General features: G+C 71.6%; 14 protein-coding genes and 1 pseudogene. 9 read left to right on the top strand and 6 right to left on the bottom strand.

Going from position 1 to position 17,111, the window contains the following annotated elements:
• Positions 1–100: 100 nt before the first annotated feature.
• The 3 genes from ACGFX9_RS29275 to ACGFX9_RS29285 all read left to right on the top strand — a co-directional run bounded on the left by ACGFX9_RS29275 (position 101) and on the right by ACGFX9_RS29285 (position 2,224).
• On the top strand, positions 101–796 hold the full coding sequence (locus ACGFX9_RS29275) for a phosphatase PAP2 family protein (RefSeq protein WP_393478769.1): 696 nt from the start codon (positions 101–103) through the stop codon (positions 794–796).
• A 58-nt stretch (positions 797–854) separates the two neighbouring features.
• On the top strand, positions 855–1,406 hold the full coding sequence (locus ACGFX9_RS29280; protein ID WP_393478777.1) for an HAD family hydrolase: 552 nt from the start codon (positions 855–857) through the stop codon (positions 1,404–1,406).
• Between the two features lie 164 nt (positions 1,407–1,570).
• On the top strand, positions 1,571–2,224 hold the full coding sequence (locus ACGFX9_RS29285) for a TetR/AcrR family transcriptional regulator (RefSeq protein ID WP_393478782.1): 654 nt from the start codon (positions 1,571–1,573) through the stop codon (positions 2,222–2,224).
• Here the strand turns inward: ACGFX9_RS29285 and ACGFX9_RS29290 are convergent.
• Positions 2,190–3,692, bottom strand: a complete 1,503-nt coding sequence (locus tag ACGFX9_RS29290) for an LVIVD repeat-containing protein (protein ID WP_393478785.1) — start codon at positions 3,690–3,692, stop codon at positions 2,190–2,192. The two genes, ACGFX9_RS29285 and ACGFX9_RS29290, sit on opposite strands and share 35 nt — an antisense overlap.
• A gap of 176 nt (positions 3,693–3,868) precedes the next feature.
• On the opposite strand from ACGFX9_RS29290, the gene ACGFX9_RS29295 reads away from it, so the two are divergent.
• Positions 3,869–4,522 (top strand): DUF305 domain-containing protein, encoded by a 654-nt coding sequence (locus tag ACGFX9_RS29295; RefSeq protein WP_393478791.1) that lies wholly within the window; start codon positions 3,869–3,871, stop codon positions 4,520–4,522.
• Positions 4,523–4,543: 21 nt separating this feature from the next.
• Here the strand turns inward: ACGFX9_RS29295 and ACGFX9_RS29300 are convergent, their stop codons facing one another.
• Positions 4,544–5,791 carry an MFS transporter gene (locus ACGFX9_RS29300; RefSeq protein WP_393478794.1) on the bottom strand — a complete coding sequence of 416 codons (1,248 nt, stop codon included), beginning with the start codon at positions 5,789–5,791 and terminating at the stop codon, positions 4,544–4,546.
• Between the two features lie 219 nt (positions 5,792–6,010).
• On the opposite strand from ACGFX9_RS29300, the gene ACGFX9_RS29305 reads away from it, so the two are divergent.
• A complete protein-coding gene (locus tag ACGFX9_RS29305) occupies positions 6,011–7,360 on the top strand; it encodes an FAD-dependent oxidoreductase (RefSeq protein WP_393478797.1) in 1,350 nt (449 codons plus the stop codon).
• Between the two features lie 25 nt (positions 7,361–7,385).
• Here ACGFX9_RS29305 and ACGFX9_RS29310 read toward each other — a convergent pair whose 3' ends face one another.
• Positions 7,386–7,790: an ArsR/SmtB family transcription factor gene (locus tag ACGFX9_RS29310; protein WP_393478801.1), complete on the bottom strand. Its 405-nt coding sequence runs from the start codon at positions 7,788–7,790 to the stop codon at positions 7,386–7,388.
• A gap of 121 nt (positions 7,791–7,911) precedes the next feature.
• On the opposite strand from ACGFX9_RS29310, the gene ACGFX9_RS29315 reads away from it, so the two are divergent.
• From ACGFX9_RS29315 to ACGFX9_RS29330, 4 genes are all read left to right on the top strand, one after another.
• Entirely contained in the window at positions 7,912–9,009 is a 1,098-nt protein-coding gene (locus ACGFX9_RS29315; protein WP_393478805.1) for an NADH:flavin oxidoreductase/NADH oxidase, read from the top strand.
• A gap of 164 nt (positions 9,010–9,173) precedes the next feature.
• Positions 9,174–9,401, top strand: a complete 228-nt coding sequence (locus ACGFX9_RS29320) for a hypothetical protein (RefSeq protein WP_393478809.1) — start codon at positions 9,174–9,176, stop codon at positions 9,399–9,401.
• A gap of 155 nt (positions 9,402–9,556) precedes the next feature.
• Complete coding sequence (locus tag ACGFX9_RS29325; RefSeq protein WP_393478814.1) at positions 9,557–12,388, top strand: helix-turn-helix transcriptional regulator; 2,832 nt, start codon at positions 9,557–9,559, stop codon at positions 12,386–12,388.
• Positions 12,389–12,518: 130 nt separating this feature from the next.
• Positions 12,519–13,259: a BTAD domain-containing putative transcriptional regulator gene (locus ACGFX9_RS29330; protein ID WP_393478819.1), complete on the top strand. Its 741-nt coding sequence runs from the start codon at positions 12,519–12,521 to the stop codon at positions 13,257–13,259.
• Positions 13,260–13,503: 244 nt separating this feature from the next.
• On the opposite strand, the gene ACGFX9_RS29335 is transcribed toward ACGFX9_RS29330, so the two are convergent.
• The 3 genes and pseudogenes from ACGFX9_RS29335 to ACGFX9_RS29345 all read right to left on the bottom strand — a co-directional run bounded on the left by ACGFX9_RS29335 (position 13,504) and on the right by ACGFX9_RS29345 (position 17,067).
• Positions 13,504–14,811, bottom strand: a complete 1,308-nt coding sequence (locus ACGFX9_RS29335; protein ID WP_393479649.1) for a hypothetical protein — start codon at positions 14,809–14,811, stop codon at positions 13,504–13,506.
• A 169-nt stretch (positions 14,812–14,980) separates the two neighbouring features.
• A pseudogene (locus ACGFX9_RS29340) lies at positions 14,981–15,517 on the bottom strand (caspase family protein); the annotation flags it as partial.
• A gap of 32 nt (positions 15,518–15,549) precedes the next feature.
• Positions 15,550–17,067, bottom strand: a complete 1,518-nt coding sequence (locus ACGFX9_RS29345) for a hypothetical protein (RefSeq protein ID WP_393478824.1) — start codon at positions 17,065–17,067, stop codon at positions 15,550–15,552.
• Positions 17,068–17,111 lie beyond the last annotated feature (44 nt).

Genomic DNA, 17,111 nt, shown 5'->3' on the forward strand with positions numbered 1-17,111 from the left:
CCGCACGGCACCGCACGCACGGCACCGCACGGCACGGCACCGCCCGGACGATCCCGCCCCGGGATGGCCTGCTCCGCCGCTCGTCGGGGAGGATCTCCCCATGCACCCCGCGCCACTCGCCTCGCCGCCCCGCCGCCCCCGCCCGCCCGGCTACCGCGCCGCGCTCACCGCCGTACTGCTCTGCGTCCCGTCCACCCTGCTGATCCTGCTGGTCGGGATGGAGTGGGCCCCGCTGCTCGGTCTCGACGACGACATCGCGCGCACCACGCACCGCTGGGCCGTCGCGGACGACGGCCTCACCCGCGCGAGCCGCATCCTCACCGACTGGGTGTGGGACCCGTGGACCATGCGCGCGCTGTGCGCCGTGACCGTGGTGTGGCTCGCCTTCCGCGGGGCGTGGTGGCTCGGGATCTGGCTCGCGGCGACCTGTGTGGTGGGCAGCGTGATCCAGCAGGCGCTCAAGGCACTGGTCGACCGGCCGCGCCCGCAGTGGCCGGACCCGGTGGACTCCGCCCACTACGCGGCCTTCCCCTCGGGACACGCCATGACGGCGACGGTCGTCTGCGGGCTGCTCCTGTGGCTGTTGCGTGTGTACCGCGTCGGGTCCCTCGTATGGCGTACGGGCCTTGCCCTCGCCGTGGTCTCCGTCGTCGGGGTCGGCCTGACCCGGATCTGGAACGGCGTGCACTGGCCTTCGGACATCGTCGGCGGCTGGCTGCTCGGCGCGCTGATGGTGGCCCTCGCGGTCGCGACGTACGAATACCGGCCGGGCGCCCGCGCGGTCAAGAGCGCCTAACGCGCCTGCTCGCGACCGCACTTGACCGCCCGTCGGCCGGTCCCGCAGGATCCTCCCCATGACGATCAAGGGCGCGCTCTTCGACTTCTCCGGGACCCTGTTCCGCATCGAGTCCACCCGGGCCTGGCTGCGTGCGGTGCTCGACGAGGCCCGACTGCCGCTCGCCGAAGCCGAGCACGAGCGGCTCGCCGCCGAGCTGGAGAGGGCGGGCGCGCTGCCCGGCGGGGCGAGTCCCGCCGAGTTGCCCGGCCACCTCGCCGAGTTGTGGTCCCTGCGCGACCGCAGCGCCGAGCAGCACCGCGCCGCGTACACAGGGCTTGCCCGCGAGGTCACGCTGCCCGATCCGTGCCTCTACGACGCCCTGTACGACCGCCATATGAAGCCGGAGGCCTGGCGCCCCTACGCCGACGCGCCCGACCCGCGCCTGTTCGCGGCCGCCTGCGAGGCGCTCGGCGTCGACCCGGCCGACGCCCTGATGGTCGGCGACGACCGGCACGCGGACGCCGGCGCCGCCGCACTCGGCTGCGCCCTGCACTTCGTGGACCATCTGCCCGCGGATCTGCGCCCGGACCAACTGCGCCCCGTCATCGGCCTCGTCGACCGGGGCTGAGATGTCAGCCGTGGCCGGACCGGTAAGCACCTGTGAGCAGGCAACACTCCCCCGCGGTGTTGCCTGCCCCAGGTCGTGCCGGACCGTGGCGGGCCCGCTGGGGGCCCCGGCCCGGGACGCACTGAGTATATTGGCTCGGAGCCAGTCAACGCAGGAGTTACAGAATGTCCCCGCGTAGCCCATCGGTCAATGAAGAGTTGCGAAGGCGTTCCAGGGAACGGCTCCTGCAGGCCACGGTCGAACTCGTGGGCGAGCGCGGCTATGAGGCGACGACGCTCGCCGACATCGCGGACCGCGCGGGCTCCGCCCGCGGCCTGGTGTCGTACTACTTCCCCGGCAAGCGGCAGCTCCTGCAGTCGGCGGTGCACCGTCTGATGCACCGCACGCTCCAGGCCGCGCTCGAACAGGAGCCGCGGACGGCGGACGGCGAGGAACTCCTGGCCCGTGCCATCGACGCGATCCTGGGCCTGGCCAGGGATCAGCCCGTCCTCATGCGTACGCACATGGCGGGGATCCTCCAGGCGGACGGGTTCGTGCGCTGCCCCGAGCAGCAGCACCTCGCCGAGTTGCTCCGCGACACCGTCGTACGTCATGGGTCGCTCGATGTGGAGAGCGACTATCCGCTGCTGCGCGCGCTCCTGATGGGCGCGGTCTTCGCGGTGCTGCTCCCTGGCGCGCCGATGCCGGCGTACGCGCTCCGGGCGGAGCTGTTCCAGCGGTACGGGCTCCCGTGGGAGCTCGGGGTCCCGCCGGGCGATGAGCCGTCCGGCGGGACAGGTCCTGTCAGCCGAAGTAGTCCGGCTGAGTCTGGACGTTGAGCTCACGGACGCGGACCCGCTCGGCGGGGTTTGTCCTCTTGTCGTCGATCTTCAGGACGTCGAAGCCCTTGGCGATGTCGTTCGAGTAGACGTAACCGTTGTAGTAGTACGCCGACCATGAGCCGCCGACCTGGATCGCGTCGGTACTCAGGGGGCCACGCTCGAAGTAGCCGATCTCCTTCGGCTTCGAGGAGTCGGTGAAGTCCCAGACCGAGACACCGCCCTGGTACCACGCCTGGACCATCAGGTCCTTGCCCTTGACCGGGATCAGCGAGCCGTTGTGGGCCACGCAGTTCTCGGTCGCGGCCTGGTGGCGCGGGATCTTGTAGTAGCTCTTGAAGACGAGCTTGCGGTGGTCGCCCTTGCCGGTGACGTCGTAGATGCCGTTGGCGCCGCGCTCCGGTCCTGTGGCCTCGTCGCAGGTGGCGCCGCCACCGCCGCCCAACTCATCGGTGAAGACGACCTTGTTGGCCTTCTGGTTGAAGGTCGCAGAGTGCCAGAACGCGAAGTTCTTGTTGTCCTGGACCTGGTCGATGACCTTCGGGTTCTCGGGGTCCTTGATGGAGAAGAGGATGCCGTCGCCCATGCAGGCGCCCGCCGCGAGATCCTTGGAGGGCAGCACGGTGATGTCGTGGCAGCCGGTGGTCTTGGAGACACCCGGGTTGGTGGGCCCGCCCGGGTTGCCGCCACCGTCGGGGCCTTCACCCGGGAAGAGCACGGGGAAGTTGACGACCGCCGCCTTCTGCGGGGCCTTGCGGGGCACCTTGATGACCGAGATGCCGTCGTGCGGCGGCTGGCAGTCCGGGAAGGTCGCGCTCGGGGAGTACGAGGAGACGTACACGTAGACGTTCTTCTTCTCCGGCACCAGGGTGTGCGTGTGCGAGCCACAGGCGGTCTCGACGGCGGAGACGTACTTCGGGTTGGCCTTGTCGCTGATGTCGAAGACCTTCATGCCCTCCCACGAGGACTTCTCGGTCGCGGGCTGCGTGGTGCTGGCGCAGGAGTTGTCGCTTCGCGAGGAGTCGGTGGAGAGGAAGAGCAGGTTCCCCGAGACGGAGACGTCGTTCTGCGAGCCGGGGCAGAGGACCTGGGATACGGTCCGCGGCTTCTTCGGGTCGCTGATGTCGTAGATGCGGAAGCCGTCGTAGTTGCCCGCGAAGGCGTACTTCCCCTGGAAGGCGAGGTCGGTGTTGAACCCCGGCAGCGCGTCCTTGGGGATGTTGGCGAGGTGCTTGATGTTGGCCGAGTGCACTATCTCGTCGGGCGCGGGTATCTCCCCGCTCTTGACGGCCGCCCGCGCCTCGGCGGCGTCGCTCTTCGACACGCTCTTGGGCGCAGCCGGCGAGTCGCCCGGGTCGGGCGTCGCTCCGGCGGGCGCCGCGCTGAACAGTGCGGCAATCAGACCGAGCGCGGCCGCGCCGACGCCGAAGCGTCTGCGCCGTGTTCGGGAATTGTTCAACAGGGTCACTGCGTCCTCCCTAGTCGCCGTTCGTAGTCGAACGGTTCACGGACACCCGCAGTATCGTGCTCCTCATGCACAGATCAACAGATGGCAACGTACCTGTAATGAAAGTTTTTGATCACTGGCGTGCGTAAGCGTGCTAGGACGGTCCTCAACTCCCCCGCGCGCCACAGGAGGCAGCCGTGCTCCACCGTCGTACGTCCGTCGTCGCCGTGTTCCTCACGGCCGCCGTTCTGGCGCTCGGCGCCTGTGATGCAGGAGGCTCCGACGCCGGTTCGGAGCCGGGGAAGAAGGCGGCCCCTGGCCCTTCGGTGATCGCTCCGGGGAAGCCGGGCGAGACGGCCGCGACCATGTCGGCGAAGGACGCGGCCAAGAAGAGAACCGACGACGACTCCCCCAACTCGGCGGACTTCAGCTACACCCAGATGATGATCACGCACCACGCCCAGGCCCTGAAGATGACCGAACTCGCCCCCAAGCGGGCCGAGTCCGGGAAGGTCAAGCGTCTCGCCGACCGCATCTCGGCGGCGCAGCGCCCGGAGATCGGCGCCATGAAGGGCTGGCTGAAGAGCCACGGCGGCGCGAGGAAGCAGCCGGGTCACCACCACGGGACGATGCCGGGCATGGCGACGGAGGGGCAGCTGAAGCAGTTGCGCGCCGCGAAGGGCAAGGCGTTCGACGAGCTCTTCCTGAAGCTGATGATCACTCACCACAGCGGCGCGGTCACGATGGCGACGGATGTGCTCTCCGAAGGCAACAACATCCAGGTCGAGGAGATGGCCAACGACGTGATCGCGCAGCAGACGTCGGAGATCAGCCGGATGCGCGAGATGTGAGGAGCCCAGGGTTGGGGCGGCTCAGGCGGGGGCCTGGGCGGCGTCCGGCTCCTTGCTGGGCGCGTGGTCGCTCCGAGGGAGCAGCAGCGGGGTCGCCAGCATGAGCAGGCCCGCGATCCCGACCGCGGTGCGCGGGCCGGTGACGCCGGCCAGCAGACCCCACAGGCCGGTCATGGCCGCGATGGTGAGCTTGCTGGTGACCGACCACGCGGAGAGGGTGCGGGCGATCCGGTCGGTCGGGGTGTGGTCGAGCCGGTAGGTGGCGAACACCGGGTTGAACACACCCATGCAGGTGATCAGACCGAGCTCTACGGCGATAACGAGTACGAGACCGGGGACACCGGGGCGGATGAACACCAGGCCGAGCAGCCAGCACGCCCGCAAGGTCCCCGCGGTGAGCAGGACCCTGTGCCGCCCGAAGCGCTCGACGAACCGGCGGGCGAGCCGCGCGCCGATCAGGCCGCCGATACAGGGCGCGGCGAAGGCGAGTCCGTACTGCCAAGGGGCGAAGCCCAGTTCGCCGACCATGAGGACGACGAGCAGCGGTGATGTCGCCATGATCAGGCCGCTGACCAGGACCGTGTTGAAGAACAGCGGGCGCAGCCCGGGCGTGGCCAGGATGTACCGCCACCCGTCGAGCAGGTCGCCCGGCCGGAACCGGGCCGGTGTGCCGGTGCGGACGGGATGCGGCTCCTTGCCGCCGATCGCACGGATCCCCAGGGCCGAGAGCAGATAGCTGATGGCGTCGGCCACCACGGTGAGGACCGGGCCGAAAAGCCCGATCGCGGCCCCGCCGAGCGGCGGCCCGAGCACGGTGGCCGTCCAACTCGTCGACTCGAAGCGGCTGTTGGCGACGAGCAGGTCCTTCGGCGGTACGAGCGCCTTGAGGCACGCGCCGCTCGCCGCGGTGAACGTGATGTCCGCCGCGCCGACGATGACCGCCACGGTCAGCAGATGGCCGAATTCGAGCCGGTCGAGCGCGAAGGCGACCGGAACGCTCGTCAGCGCCGCGAACCGGATCAGGTCCATCGCGATCATCACGTGCCGCTTGCGGCGGAACTCCACCCACGGGCCGAGCGGCACCGCCACGACCGCGCCCACCGCGAGACCCGCCGCCGCGAGGACCGACACCTCGGTGGGCCCGGCGTGCAGGACGAGAATCGCGATCAGGGGGAACGCGTCGAACGCGAGCCGCGTGCCGAACGCGCTGACCCCGTACGCCGCCCACAGCCAGCCGAACTGCCGGCCGAGAGATCGTCTGGCCCTCACACCCGTCCCCCCTCGTTCTGCCGCCGTCGGACGACCTCACGTTGCCCGCGACATCAAAAGCGGTGGCGGGCGCGCAGGTCAAACGGCCCCTCGTAGGTGAACCGGCGCGGGCCGGCGCCCGCCCCGGTCAACGCACCCCGCGCCGCACCTCCCCCTCCGCGCACCGGAGTGCGATGCTGAACTCATCTCCCGAGGCCGCCTCGCGGAAGGAGCACCGCCGTGCTGCAGGTCGCCGTCGTCGGATCGGGCCCGAGCGGGGTCTACACCGCACAGTCCCTCGTCCAGCAGGACCGTGTGCCGGGGGTGCGCGTCGATGTCATCGACCGGCTGCCCTGCCCGTACGGGCTCGTCCGTTACGGCGTCGCGCCCGACCACGAGAAGATCAAATCGCTCCAGAACAATCTGCGTACGGTCCTCGAACACGACCGTGTCCGCTTCATCGGCGGCATCGAGATCGGCCCCGGTGGCATCCCTCCCGAGCGGCTGCTCGGCCTCTACCACGCGGTGGTCTACTGCGTGGGCGCCGCCGCGGACCGCAAGCTGGGCGTGCCGGGCGAGGACCTTCCGGGAAGTTACTCGGCCACGGAGTTCGTGTCCTGGTACAGCGCGCACCCGGATGCCGCCGCCGCCGGTTTCGTACACGGTGTGGACTCCGCCGTCGTCATCGGCGTCGGGAACGTCGCGGTGGACGTCGCACGGATGCTGGCGCGCGGCGTGAACGAGCTGCGGCCCACCGACATGCCGCAGGCGGCGCTCGGCGTGCTGGCGGAGAGCCGGGTGCGCGAGGTCCACATGGTGGGGCGGCGCGGGCCATCGCAGGCGCGCTTCACCACCAAGGAGCTGCGCGAGCTCGGTTCGCTCCCGGACACCGAAGTCATCGTGGATCCGGCGGAGTTGGCGCTCGATCCCGCGTACGCCGACCCCTCCGGTCTGCCCGCGGTGGGCCGCCGCAATGTCGAGGTCATGCGGGGCTGGGCCGAGCGTCCCGCCCAGCGGCTGCCGCGCCGCATCCGGCTCCGCTTCTTCCTGCGTCCCGTGGCCGTGTCGGAGGCGGCGGGGCGGGTCGGCGGGGTGCGGTTCGAGCGGACGCTGCCGGACGGGCGGGGCGGGGTGAGGGGTACGGGGCAGTACGAGGACATCGCGGGGCAGCTGCTGCTGCGCTCGGTCGGCTACCGCGGGGTGCCGATCGAGGGGCTGCCGTTCGACCCCGTGCTCGGTACGGTGCCGCACGCGGCGGGGCGGGTGCTGCGGGCGGGCGCGGTCTCTCCCGGGGAGTACGTGGCGGGGTGGATCAAGCGGGGCCCGACGGGCGTCATCGGAACCAACCGCCCGTGCGCCAAGGAGACGGCGCTCTCCTTGCTGGACGACGCCCCCGATCTCGTACGCAGGGAAGTGCGCGACGACCCCCTGACCGCTCTCCGCGAGGCCGGACTGCACCCCGTCGAGTGGGCGGGCTGGCTGGCCATCGAACACGCGGAGGCGAACCTCGGCACATCGCTGGGCCGCGGCCCGGTGAAGATCCCCGACTGGCCTGGCCTACTGGCGGCGGCTGGCAGGGACGGGACCTAGCGCCAGGCGTTCCGCCGAGCGGTGATCATTGCCCCACGGCCTGCCCTGCGGTCCGCCCCGCGATACGCCCCACGATCCGCTCCGACTGCGCGTCCGCCGCACGAAGGACGCTGTCGAGCAGGCCCGGGAAGAGTTCGTCCAGGTCGTCGCGGCGCAAGCCGTTCAGCTTGGCCGTGCCGCGGTAGATCTGCTGGATCACGCCGCTCTCGCGCAGCACCCTGAAGTGGTGGGTGCTCGTGGACTTCGTCACGGGCAGGTCGATCTGCGAGCAGGAGAGCCCCGCGAGCCCGGCGTCCACGCCGGCCAGCTGCCGCACGACCCGCAGCCGCATGGGATCCGAAAGCGCGTGGAGCACGCCCTCAAGGCGGATGTCCTCGCGCGGGGGATGTTCGAGCGCACGGGTGCTGCTCGGGGGTGCGGCGGTCGTCATGGCGGCTCCACTTCGTCCTCGAAGGCCTCCATAGTACGAGAACCATCGTAGTTTGACATCTGCCGTACTACGCGGTCTACCGTACGGCGAGCACCCCGGAACCTGACGAATGGAGCCCGCCGTGAGCGCGCTGTTCGAGCCCTACACCCTGCGATCGGTGACCATCCCCAACCGCGTGTGGATGGCGCCGATGTGCCAGTACTCCGCCGGGGTGTCCGGGCCGGACGCGGGCGTGGCGACCGACTGGCACTTCGCCCACTACGCGGCTCGCGCCGCCGGCGGCACCGGCCTGATCCTCCTGGAGGCGACGGCCGTGAGCCCCGAGGGCCGCATCAGCCCCGCGGACCTCGGCATATGGAACGACACGCAGGTCGAGGCGCTGCGCCGGATCACGGGCTTCCTGAAGGCGCAGGGCAGCGTGCCCGGCGTACAGATCGCCCACGCGGGCCGCAAGGCGTCGACCGACCGCCCCTGGAAGGGCGGCGGGCCGCTCCGCCCGGAGGACCACGGCTGGCAGCCGGTGGCGCCCAGCGCGCTCCCCTTCGACGAGGGCCACCTGCTCCCGCACGAGCTCACCACGCAGGAGATCCACGAGGTCGTCGGCCAGTTCGCTGCCGCCACCCGGCGCGCCCTTGACGCGGGATTCCAGGTGGTCGAGATCCACGGCGCCCACGGCTACCTCATCAGTGAGTTCCTCTCGCCGTTCTCCAACCACCGCACGGACGAGTACGGCGGTTCCTTCGAGAACCGCTCCCGGTTCGCCCTCGAGGTCGTCGACGCCGTCCGCGCCGTCTGGCCCGAGGAACTGCCCCTGTTCTTCCGCATCTCCGCCACGGACTGGCTCACGGAGAACCCCGAGGACGAGCGCGAGGGCTGGACCGCCGACGACACGGTCCGCTTCGCCGACGAACTGCTCGCGCACGGTGTGGACCTCCTGGACGTCTCCACCGGAGGAAACGCTCCCCGGGCGCGCATCACCACGGGCCCCGGCTACCAGGTGCCCTTCGCTGCGCGGGTCAAGGCGGAGACCTCGCTGCCCGTCGCCGCCGTCGGCCTCATCACCGACGCCGGGCAGGCCGAGAAGATCCTCGCCAACGGCGAGGCGGACGCGGTGCTCCTGGGGCGCGAGCTGCTTCGCAACCCTTCCTGGGCCCGGCACGCCGCGCGCGAACTCGGCGGCGAGGTCGCGACGCCTCAGCAGTACCACCGGATGGTCTGAGGCCCCCGCCTCACGAAACGTGCGACCCGACCCTTGGCCAAGGGTCGGGGACTAGGGACACCCCTAGGTGACTCCCCGAAGCGAGGGGCGTGCGGAGGCTCCTAGCCTGACGCTGTCGCGATGTGTCACGGTTCGGGGCCTTCACCGGCCCTCGGGAGGGCGTTGTGCGCTACGTCATCGAGGTGTTCCGCTCTCCTGGGGGCGTGCATGGGAACGTCGTGGACGAGGACGGTCAGGACGGGGGCTCCGGCCTCTCCACGCCGTTTCATGGGTGGCTCGAACTGCTTTCGCTGCTCGAGCCACCCCCGGAGCACCCGGAGGCCGCGGAGACCCCGGCTCCGGAGGACGGAGAGCTCTTCTCAGCGACGGGTGACGACTCCTGTGACGCCTGAGCCCGCCGCGAGGTAAACGGCTCCCCACGTGTGGGGAATCGGCTTGTAACGAGAGCGGTTTCGGCACCATCGTGGACGGTCAGGGCCATGCGCCCGGCACGAGTCGCCGTCACAGTCCCGGCGTTCGTACCGGGAGCCGAACACGTGGGGGCGGTGTGACGTCCGGAGACACTCTCAACGGCCATGCCCACACACCGGCGCCCCATGAGGCGTTCTCCGGCCGTACACACGAACTCGCCGCGCTACAGGAGGAGTTCCGCCACGCGAGCGACGGCGTGCCGCGCCTCGTCCTGATCGACGGGCCCGGCGGCATCGGCAAGACCGCGCTGGTGCGCAGGTTCCTGGACACGGCGGGCGACGCCTGTGTGCTGCAGGCGAGCGGCGAGGAGAACGAGAGCGCGCTGCCCTGCGGGGTGCTCGCCCAGTTCGTCGGGCAGAGCCCGATCCCGCTGCCCGACTGCCTCGGCTCGCTGGTGCGCGTGCCGCGCTCGGCCCCCGGCACCCTGCCGGCGCTCGCGGCCGGTTTCGGGCTGCTCGACCTGCTGAGCGAGTTACAGGACAAGGGTCCTGTCATCCTGGTGCTCGACGACGCGCACTGGGCCGACTCCGCCTCCCTGAACGCCCTGACGTTCGCGCTGCGGCGGCTGCGCGTCGACAAGGTCCTCGCGATCGTCACGGCGCGCGACCCGCAGGCGGCCCAACTGCCGGACGGCATCCGCAGGCTGCTCGCCGACGTCCGCACCCGGCGCATCCCGCTCCATGGTCTCAGCCCGGACGAACTGTGCTCCCTCAGCGTCCAGTTGGGGTCCGATCAGCTTCCGCACTCCGCTTCCGTACGGCTGCACGACCACACCCACGGCAATCCGCTGCACGCCCGCGCGCTCCTCGACCAGGTGCCCTCGCACGTCCTGCGGGACGTCGCCACGCCCCTGCCCGCGCCCCGTTCGTACGCCATGCTGGTGCTCGCCAACCTCGCGGAGTGCGGGCCCCAGGCGCTGCGCCTCGTCCAGGCGGTCAGCGTGCTCGGTCTCTCCTGCACGCTGGGCGTGGCCGCGGCGCTCGCCCGTGTCACCGCGCCGCTCCCCGCGCTCGAACGTGCCGTCAAGGCAGGTCTTTTGAAGGAGACCCACCCGGGAGCCGCGCCCGAGATCGCCTTCCCGCATCCGCTCGTCCACGCCGCCGTCTACCAGGACATCGGCCCGGCGCACCGCGCGGACCTGCACACGCGGGCCGCGGCCCTGGTCGACGACGAGTACGCGAGCCTGCGCCACCGCGTGCTCGCCGCCACGGGCCCCGACGAGCACCTCGCCGCCGCCCTCGCCGCATGCGCGAGGCGCGAGGCCGCCACCGGGCAGTGGGCGGTCGCGGGAACGCACCTGCGGCACGCCTCGCGGGTGGCCACGACCGGCCTTGAGCGTGACCGGCTGGCCGTGGAGGCCGTCGAGGCGCTGCTGCTCGACGGGCGTGTGCACGAGTCGGCGGAGCTGGCGGCCGGGCTCCCGGCGGGCGCCGATCCGGCGTTGCGCGGCTACATCCGCGGCTATGTCGCCCGCGTACAGGGGCAGATGGAGCAGGCACAGACCCTGCTCGTCGACGCCTGGAACCAGTGCGACCACGAGAGCGATCCCTCACTGGCCGCGCGGGCGGCCGAGCAGTTGAGCTACGCCGCCGTGATGCGGGGGCGGGCCGCCGACGCCGCCCAGTGGGCGGAGCGTGCGCAGCGGCTCTCCACCCTCCAGGGGCCGAGCCGGATGCTGCGCTTCAACCACCTGCTCGCGCTTGGGCTCAGCGGGTTCGCCAAGAAGGGCATCGAGCTCGCCGGAGACCTTCCCGATCCTCTTCTCGTACCGCCCTCCAGCATCGATCTCCTGCTCGCACGCGGCCAGTTGAGGCTCTGGTCGGACGATCTGCCGGGCGCACGCGCCGACTTGCTCGGCGCCGTGGCCAACTGCCGCAAGGGGACGGTGCCGTTGCGTCTCCTCTCCGCCTCCGCGCTCGCCCAGACCCTGCACCGGCTCGGCGACTGGGACGAGGCGCTGATCCACGCGGAGGCGTCCGCGTCGATCGCCGACGACAGCGAGCAGTCGTGGCTGATGCCCGTCACCCACGCCATCGCCAGCTGGATCCTGTCCGCCCGCGGTTCCTGGGACGGCGCGTCGGTGCATCTGCGGCTCGCCCTCGACGCGCCGGGCTGCGACGAGAGCGCCCTGGCGTACGCGTACGCGGCGTACGCCCACGGAGCCTTCGCCGAGGCGCGCGCGGAGCCGGAGCGGGTCATCGAAGCGCTGCGGCCCCTCCTCGACTTCGCCTCGCACGACGGGGTGAACGAACCGGGCGTGGTGGCCTGGCGTGAGCCGCTGGTCGACGCGTTCACCCAGCTCGGCGAGTTCGACGAGGCGGAGGCGGTGCTTCGCCCCTACGAGGAGCGGGCTTCGGCGCGCGGACAGCACTCGGCGCTCTCCGCCGCGGCACGGGTGCGCGGCAATCTGCACGCGGCGCGCCGGGAGACGGACCGCGCCCAGGCCTCGTTCCTGCGCGCGCACGACCAGGCGGCGCAGGTCCCCTCACCCTTCGGGCGGGCCCGCGTGGAGCTCGACCACGGCTCGTTCCTGCGCAGGATCGGGCGCCGCTCGGTCGCCGTGGCCCAGCTCCAGGCGGCGTACACGACGATGAGCGAGCTGGGCGCCACGCCCTACCTGGCGCGGTGCGAACGGGAGCTCGACGCCTGCGGGCGTGCGGCGCCCCCGCGGCCGGCGCACGAAGCGGGGGACGCCGACTCCGCCGCCGACGGGCTGACCCCGCAGGAGCTCGCCGTGGCGCGTCTCGCGTCGCAGGGCTTCACCAACCGGCAGATCGCCACCGCGCTCGCGCTGAGCGTCAAGACCATCGAGTACCACCTGGGCCACACCTACACGAAGCTCGGCATCGCCTCCCGCATCGGGCTCGTGCACCACTTCGCCCCCCAGGGGCGGAGCGCCTCGTCCTAGGCGCTGTCCCTGGCCGCGCCCCCGGCACACCGGGGTTATCCCTGGGCGGTTCCCTGAGGCACCCCTGCCCCGCCCGGCGTAGTTTTTTGCCTGGTCAGGGGATGGGATGCACAACTGGGGGTGCGCGGAGATGGCTGTCACGGAATGTCCGGCGGTATGCGGTGACGCGCCACCGGCCCTGCGTCTGCGGCTGCTCGGGGGTTTCCACCTCAGCCGCGACGAGGGCGGCGGGCAGGTCGGCGTCTCCGCCAGCGGGCAGCAGTTGCTGGCCCTGCTCGGACTGCGCGGCCCCGCGACGCGTTCGGTGCTCGCGGGGACGCTGTGGCCGGACGTCGTCGAGGAGCGGGCGCGGGCCTGCCTCCGTACAGCCATCTGGCGTCTGAACGAGGCCAGTCCGGCCGTCGTCGACGCCCGGTCCGGTGCTCTCGCTCTCGGCGGGCACGTCCGGATGGACATCCAGGACTTCACCGCCACCGCACACCATGTACTCGCGGCCTCGGCAGAGGGGACCGGGGCCGCGTGCTCCTCACTGATGGGGATGGGGGAGCTGCTGCCCGGCTGGTACCAGGACTGGGTGGTGTTCGAACGCGAGCGGCTGCACCAGCTGCGGCTGCACGCGCTCGAAGCGCTCTCGGCACGGCTCGTCGCGCAGGAGCAGTACGCCCCCGCGCTCGAGGCCGCGCTGGAGAGCACCCGGATCGACCCGCTGCGCGAGAGCGCGCACCGGGCGGTGGTGACGGTGCACCTCGCCGAGAACAACCTCGCCGATGCCGTACGGCACTTCAAGGTGTTCCGGAAGCTGCTCCGCACGGAGCTCGGCATCGAACCCTCGAAGCAGTTCCTCACGATGGTGCGCCACGCGCTCGCCTGACGGGGACGCAAGCGGGTGGCGCACCTCGCGTCACCGCCGGCCTGCCTGTCCGTGTGCGCACGGGGGTGCACGGGCTGCGGGTCGTATCACCCGCCCCTGCCGGCCGCGTTGGGGGACGCGGCCGGCAGGCCAGGGACGTTCCGCCACGCTGGGTCACGGGGGTGCCGAGCGCGGCAACGGGAACGGGGAACGGCGAAGGCCGTCGGGAGACATCGTCTCCCGACGGCCTTCGCCGTTCGTGGCCTCACTCACCCTGCGGGCGCCTGAGTTCCTCGATGGCCTTGTCGACCGCCTTGTGCGGCATCCCGGTCCTGCGGCCCAGGTCCTGCGGCTCCATGCTGCTCAGTACGTCGTCGACGCTTCTGTTCTCGACGCGCGCGATCTCCCCTACGTAGCGCCGGACCCGCTCGACCGAGTCGGCGGCCCGGGACGGCTCCGGCCCCGGCCTGACGGCGTCCCCCGGCGCCGCGAGGCCGGGGCCAACGCGCGGCGCCGCGCCCGGCCGGTGCTCCTGCTCCAGCCAGGTCGTCCAGACACCACGCCCGACGAGATGCTCCGCCACGCTCTCCGCCGCCGAACCCTCCTGGAGAGTCCCCGGCCGTGCCGAGTCCGCCCGCACCAGAAGCCCGCAGGAGGCCGCGAGCATGGGCGGCGAGGCGACGGCGGTCACCGGTTCGCCGAGCAGGGTGCACAGCGCGGCGATGTCCGGATGGTCGGCGGCGTACGGACCGAGGCGCTCCAGGATGCTGCCGATGCGCCCCATGTCGGGTTGCTGATGCAGCAGCAGGGCATGGGCCCCGATGACGCCGAGCAAGGGATTGACACTCTTCGCGTCGAGCAGCCCAAGGAGTTGCCGTGCCGATACGAGGTCGATCCCCTGCCGCAGTCCCGAGAGCGCCGCTTCCATGGCGAGGTCGAGGGTGCGGTCCCTTGGCTGCCAGCCAACGCCCTGGCCCACCATCTGGACCGTGGCGAACTGCGGCTGCGGGCCCTGCGGTCCGTTGCTCACGAACACCAGGGACGTCCAGCCGTCGAGCACGTGCACCGCCTGCGCCAGCGGAAGCCCGTCGGCGGGCTGCCTGCGCAGCCTCAACCGGTAGCTGCCGGGCGGCAGTTCACCGCTCCAGGCCGACCACTCCTGCCCACCGGCCGACTCCCAGCCCCCGGCGCCGCCGTCCACGGGGGTGCCGTCCACGCCCGCGACCTCCAGGGCGAACGGGTCGAGCTGCCAGCCCCGGCGCAGATTGCGGATGAGGACCATCAGGTTCGGCAGGCCCCCGCCGTGCGTCGCCTCTGTGCTCCAGCGCATCGCCGCGGCGCGGTGGTCCTCCCGGGTCGTGGGGGTGCCCGCCACCGGGGTGGCCGTGGGCATGCAGGGCAGGGCGAGGCGTTCGACGAACGGCTCGGTGCCGACCTCGACGAACCGGCTCTCCACCTGGCCGCCGAACCGCTGCTCGATGCGGTAGATGCCGGGCGGCAGTGTGGTGTCGATGGTGCCCATGGCGTGCACCACCTCGAAGAATCCGCCGTCCCTGAAGTCCGCCGCGGTCACGCTCTCCGTAGTGACGCGGTAGAACCCCGGGGCGAGCGAGGATCATCGGCGCGCTGGTGCCCCGGATGAACCGCGCCTCCTGGGGGATAAGCCCCTGGGTGCGGTCCACGACATGACGTACGACATAGTCGGCGAGGCTGTCGGAGGTGACCGTGCCCTCCGGCGTCGCGCTCGCCCCGCGCAGCCCTTCGAGGAGCGCGGTCGTGAAGTATCCGCGCGCCAGGTCGGGATCGGGGTGCTGCTGTTCGTACGCCGGGTCGCCGAGCGAGGTGGCGAACCCGACGAGACAGTCGACTTCCTCGGGCGTCTCGGTGGTGTCGGTGAAGGGCGGCCCGAACGCGGCCACGCCGCCGAAGCGCGTACGGCAGCAGTCGGCGAAGAAGACGACCTCGTGGAACGGCGACGCCGACTCGTACCAGTTGAGGTACTGGCGTACGGCGATGTGGTTGCCGAGCAGGTCGATCGCGGCGTTGGCCATCAGGAGCGCGGCGTCACCGCCGAACGGCGCGATCCCGTGCCCCGCGAGGAAGACGTAGAGTCGGCTGCGCCGCCATGCCTCGTACCTCTCCTCCTCGGGCACGGCGCCCCCGATGGGGTCCACGAGCCAGTCGCGGAACCGGAGTGCGTCCCCCCGCGGCCCCTGCAGGTCGCCGATGGCCGGATAACGGTTGATGCCGACGACCACGGCGTGGTGCAGGTCGTTCATCGCGCTCTCCCCCTCGTTCTGTCCTCGCGCCGTCAGTCCGCGAGCATGTCGGCGACGCTGGCGAGGACCTGCGCATCACCGTCGAACGCCAGGTGACTGCGAGCCCCCGCACGCAGTCCGGGACCGTCGTCGCCGGGTGACCAGACGGTGCGCGCGGGCTCGGCCCGCAAGAAGCCGCGCAGTCCTACGGAGTCGGGTTCCTGGTCCGCCGCGTCGAGGAACCAGCGCTGCATGCCCGCGACCGGCACGACGGCGGAGTGTGCGTCGGACCCGCGCTCCAGGACTCCGGAGATGAAGTAGAGCAGCGACCTCGGGTACAGGAAGGGCACGAGGTGGTCGGCCCGCTCCGCCGTGTCCGCCATGGTGAACATGCGGAACCGGCCGAAGAGTTCACTCTGGCGGGCTACGACGGGCGCGAGCTGGGAGACCGTGCACGCGGGCGCCAGGAGCACCACGTCGCGGATGCGGAAGTCGGCGGGCAGGGGGTCGTCGGCGGCGGCGCGCCTGCGCACGAGGTCGTCGAGGAGGTTGCCGATGAACACGGCGCCCGCGCTGTGGCCGACCACGGTCACCTGCGGCCGGGTCCCGGAGGCGAGCAGCTCGGCGAACCGGTCGAGGAAGTACCGTCCCGCGCGGACCTCGTCATCCGGGGCGGTGAAGGTCTCGGCGGTCTGCCGCTTCATGGCGCCCCAGATCGCGGCGCCCACATTGGCGGCGTAGAACTCGCGGAGTATCTCCTCGACGACCGTCGGGTAGAGCCCGTGGTCGTTGCGTCGGCGGTAGCGGCCGACGACGGCGGCCACCACCCGCACGGTCTTGCGTACGAGCAACGTGGTGCTCACCAGGGCCCGTTCACCCCCGCCCGCCCTGTCCGCGAGGGCGGCCACGACGTCCGGTGACATCAGGGTGGCCGCCGCGGCACGCCCCCCGTTGACGTCTCGCGCCGCGGCGGCCGGTTCGGTGCCCCGAGGCTGGGGCCAGGCCTCGGGCAGCACCGAGTTCACGATCTCCCGGGTGCGCTCGGCCAGTTCGGCGTCCGCCGAGAGCTCGGCGGCGATCCGTGTCTGCTCGGCCTCGCTCAGCTGCCGCACGTCCGGCGGCGCGCTCAGCCGCGCGTAGGGCTCCAACCCAGCGCCAACTTGGGCGAGTTCGGCTTGCACAGCCCTCGGGGTGGGGGTGGCCACCGCCCCGAGGGCGCGTTGCCCCGGCTGTTGGAACACAAGGCCGGTGGCGTATCGGGTGACCCTGTTGAGCAGCGTCCGGAAGACGCTCTCGTTCAGGATCTGCGGCAGGTTGCCGCGCAGGGTCTCCAGGAGTCCGCTGCTCCACACGAAGAAGACGGGATCGGCGCCTGCCGCCTCGTACACGGGCGTGAGCCGCTCGGCGGTGGCGAACCCCAGCGTGTCGTCGATGAGCCCGCCGTGGAAGTGCAGTACGACGCGCGGCCGGTCCTTGAGCCCGGCCACGAGCTCGTCGATGTCCGCGGTGGTGGTCGAGGCGAGCCGACCACCCTGCCGGCTGTGGATGCACCGCTCACGGAAGGAGACCATGGCAACGAAGCTAGGACCGCGCCACCGCCCTGACCTCGGGGGCC

Origin of the sequence: Streptomyces sp. NPDC048436 (genome assembly GCF_043200355.1) — a bacterium.
Lineage (GTDB): Bacteria > Actinomycetota > Actinomycetes > Streptomycetales > Streptomycetaceae > Streptomyces.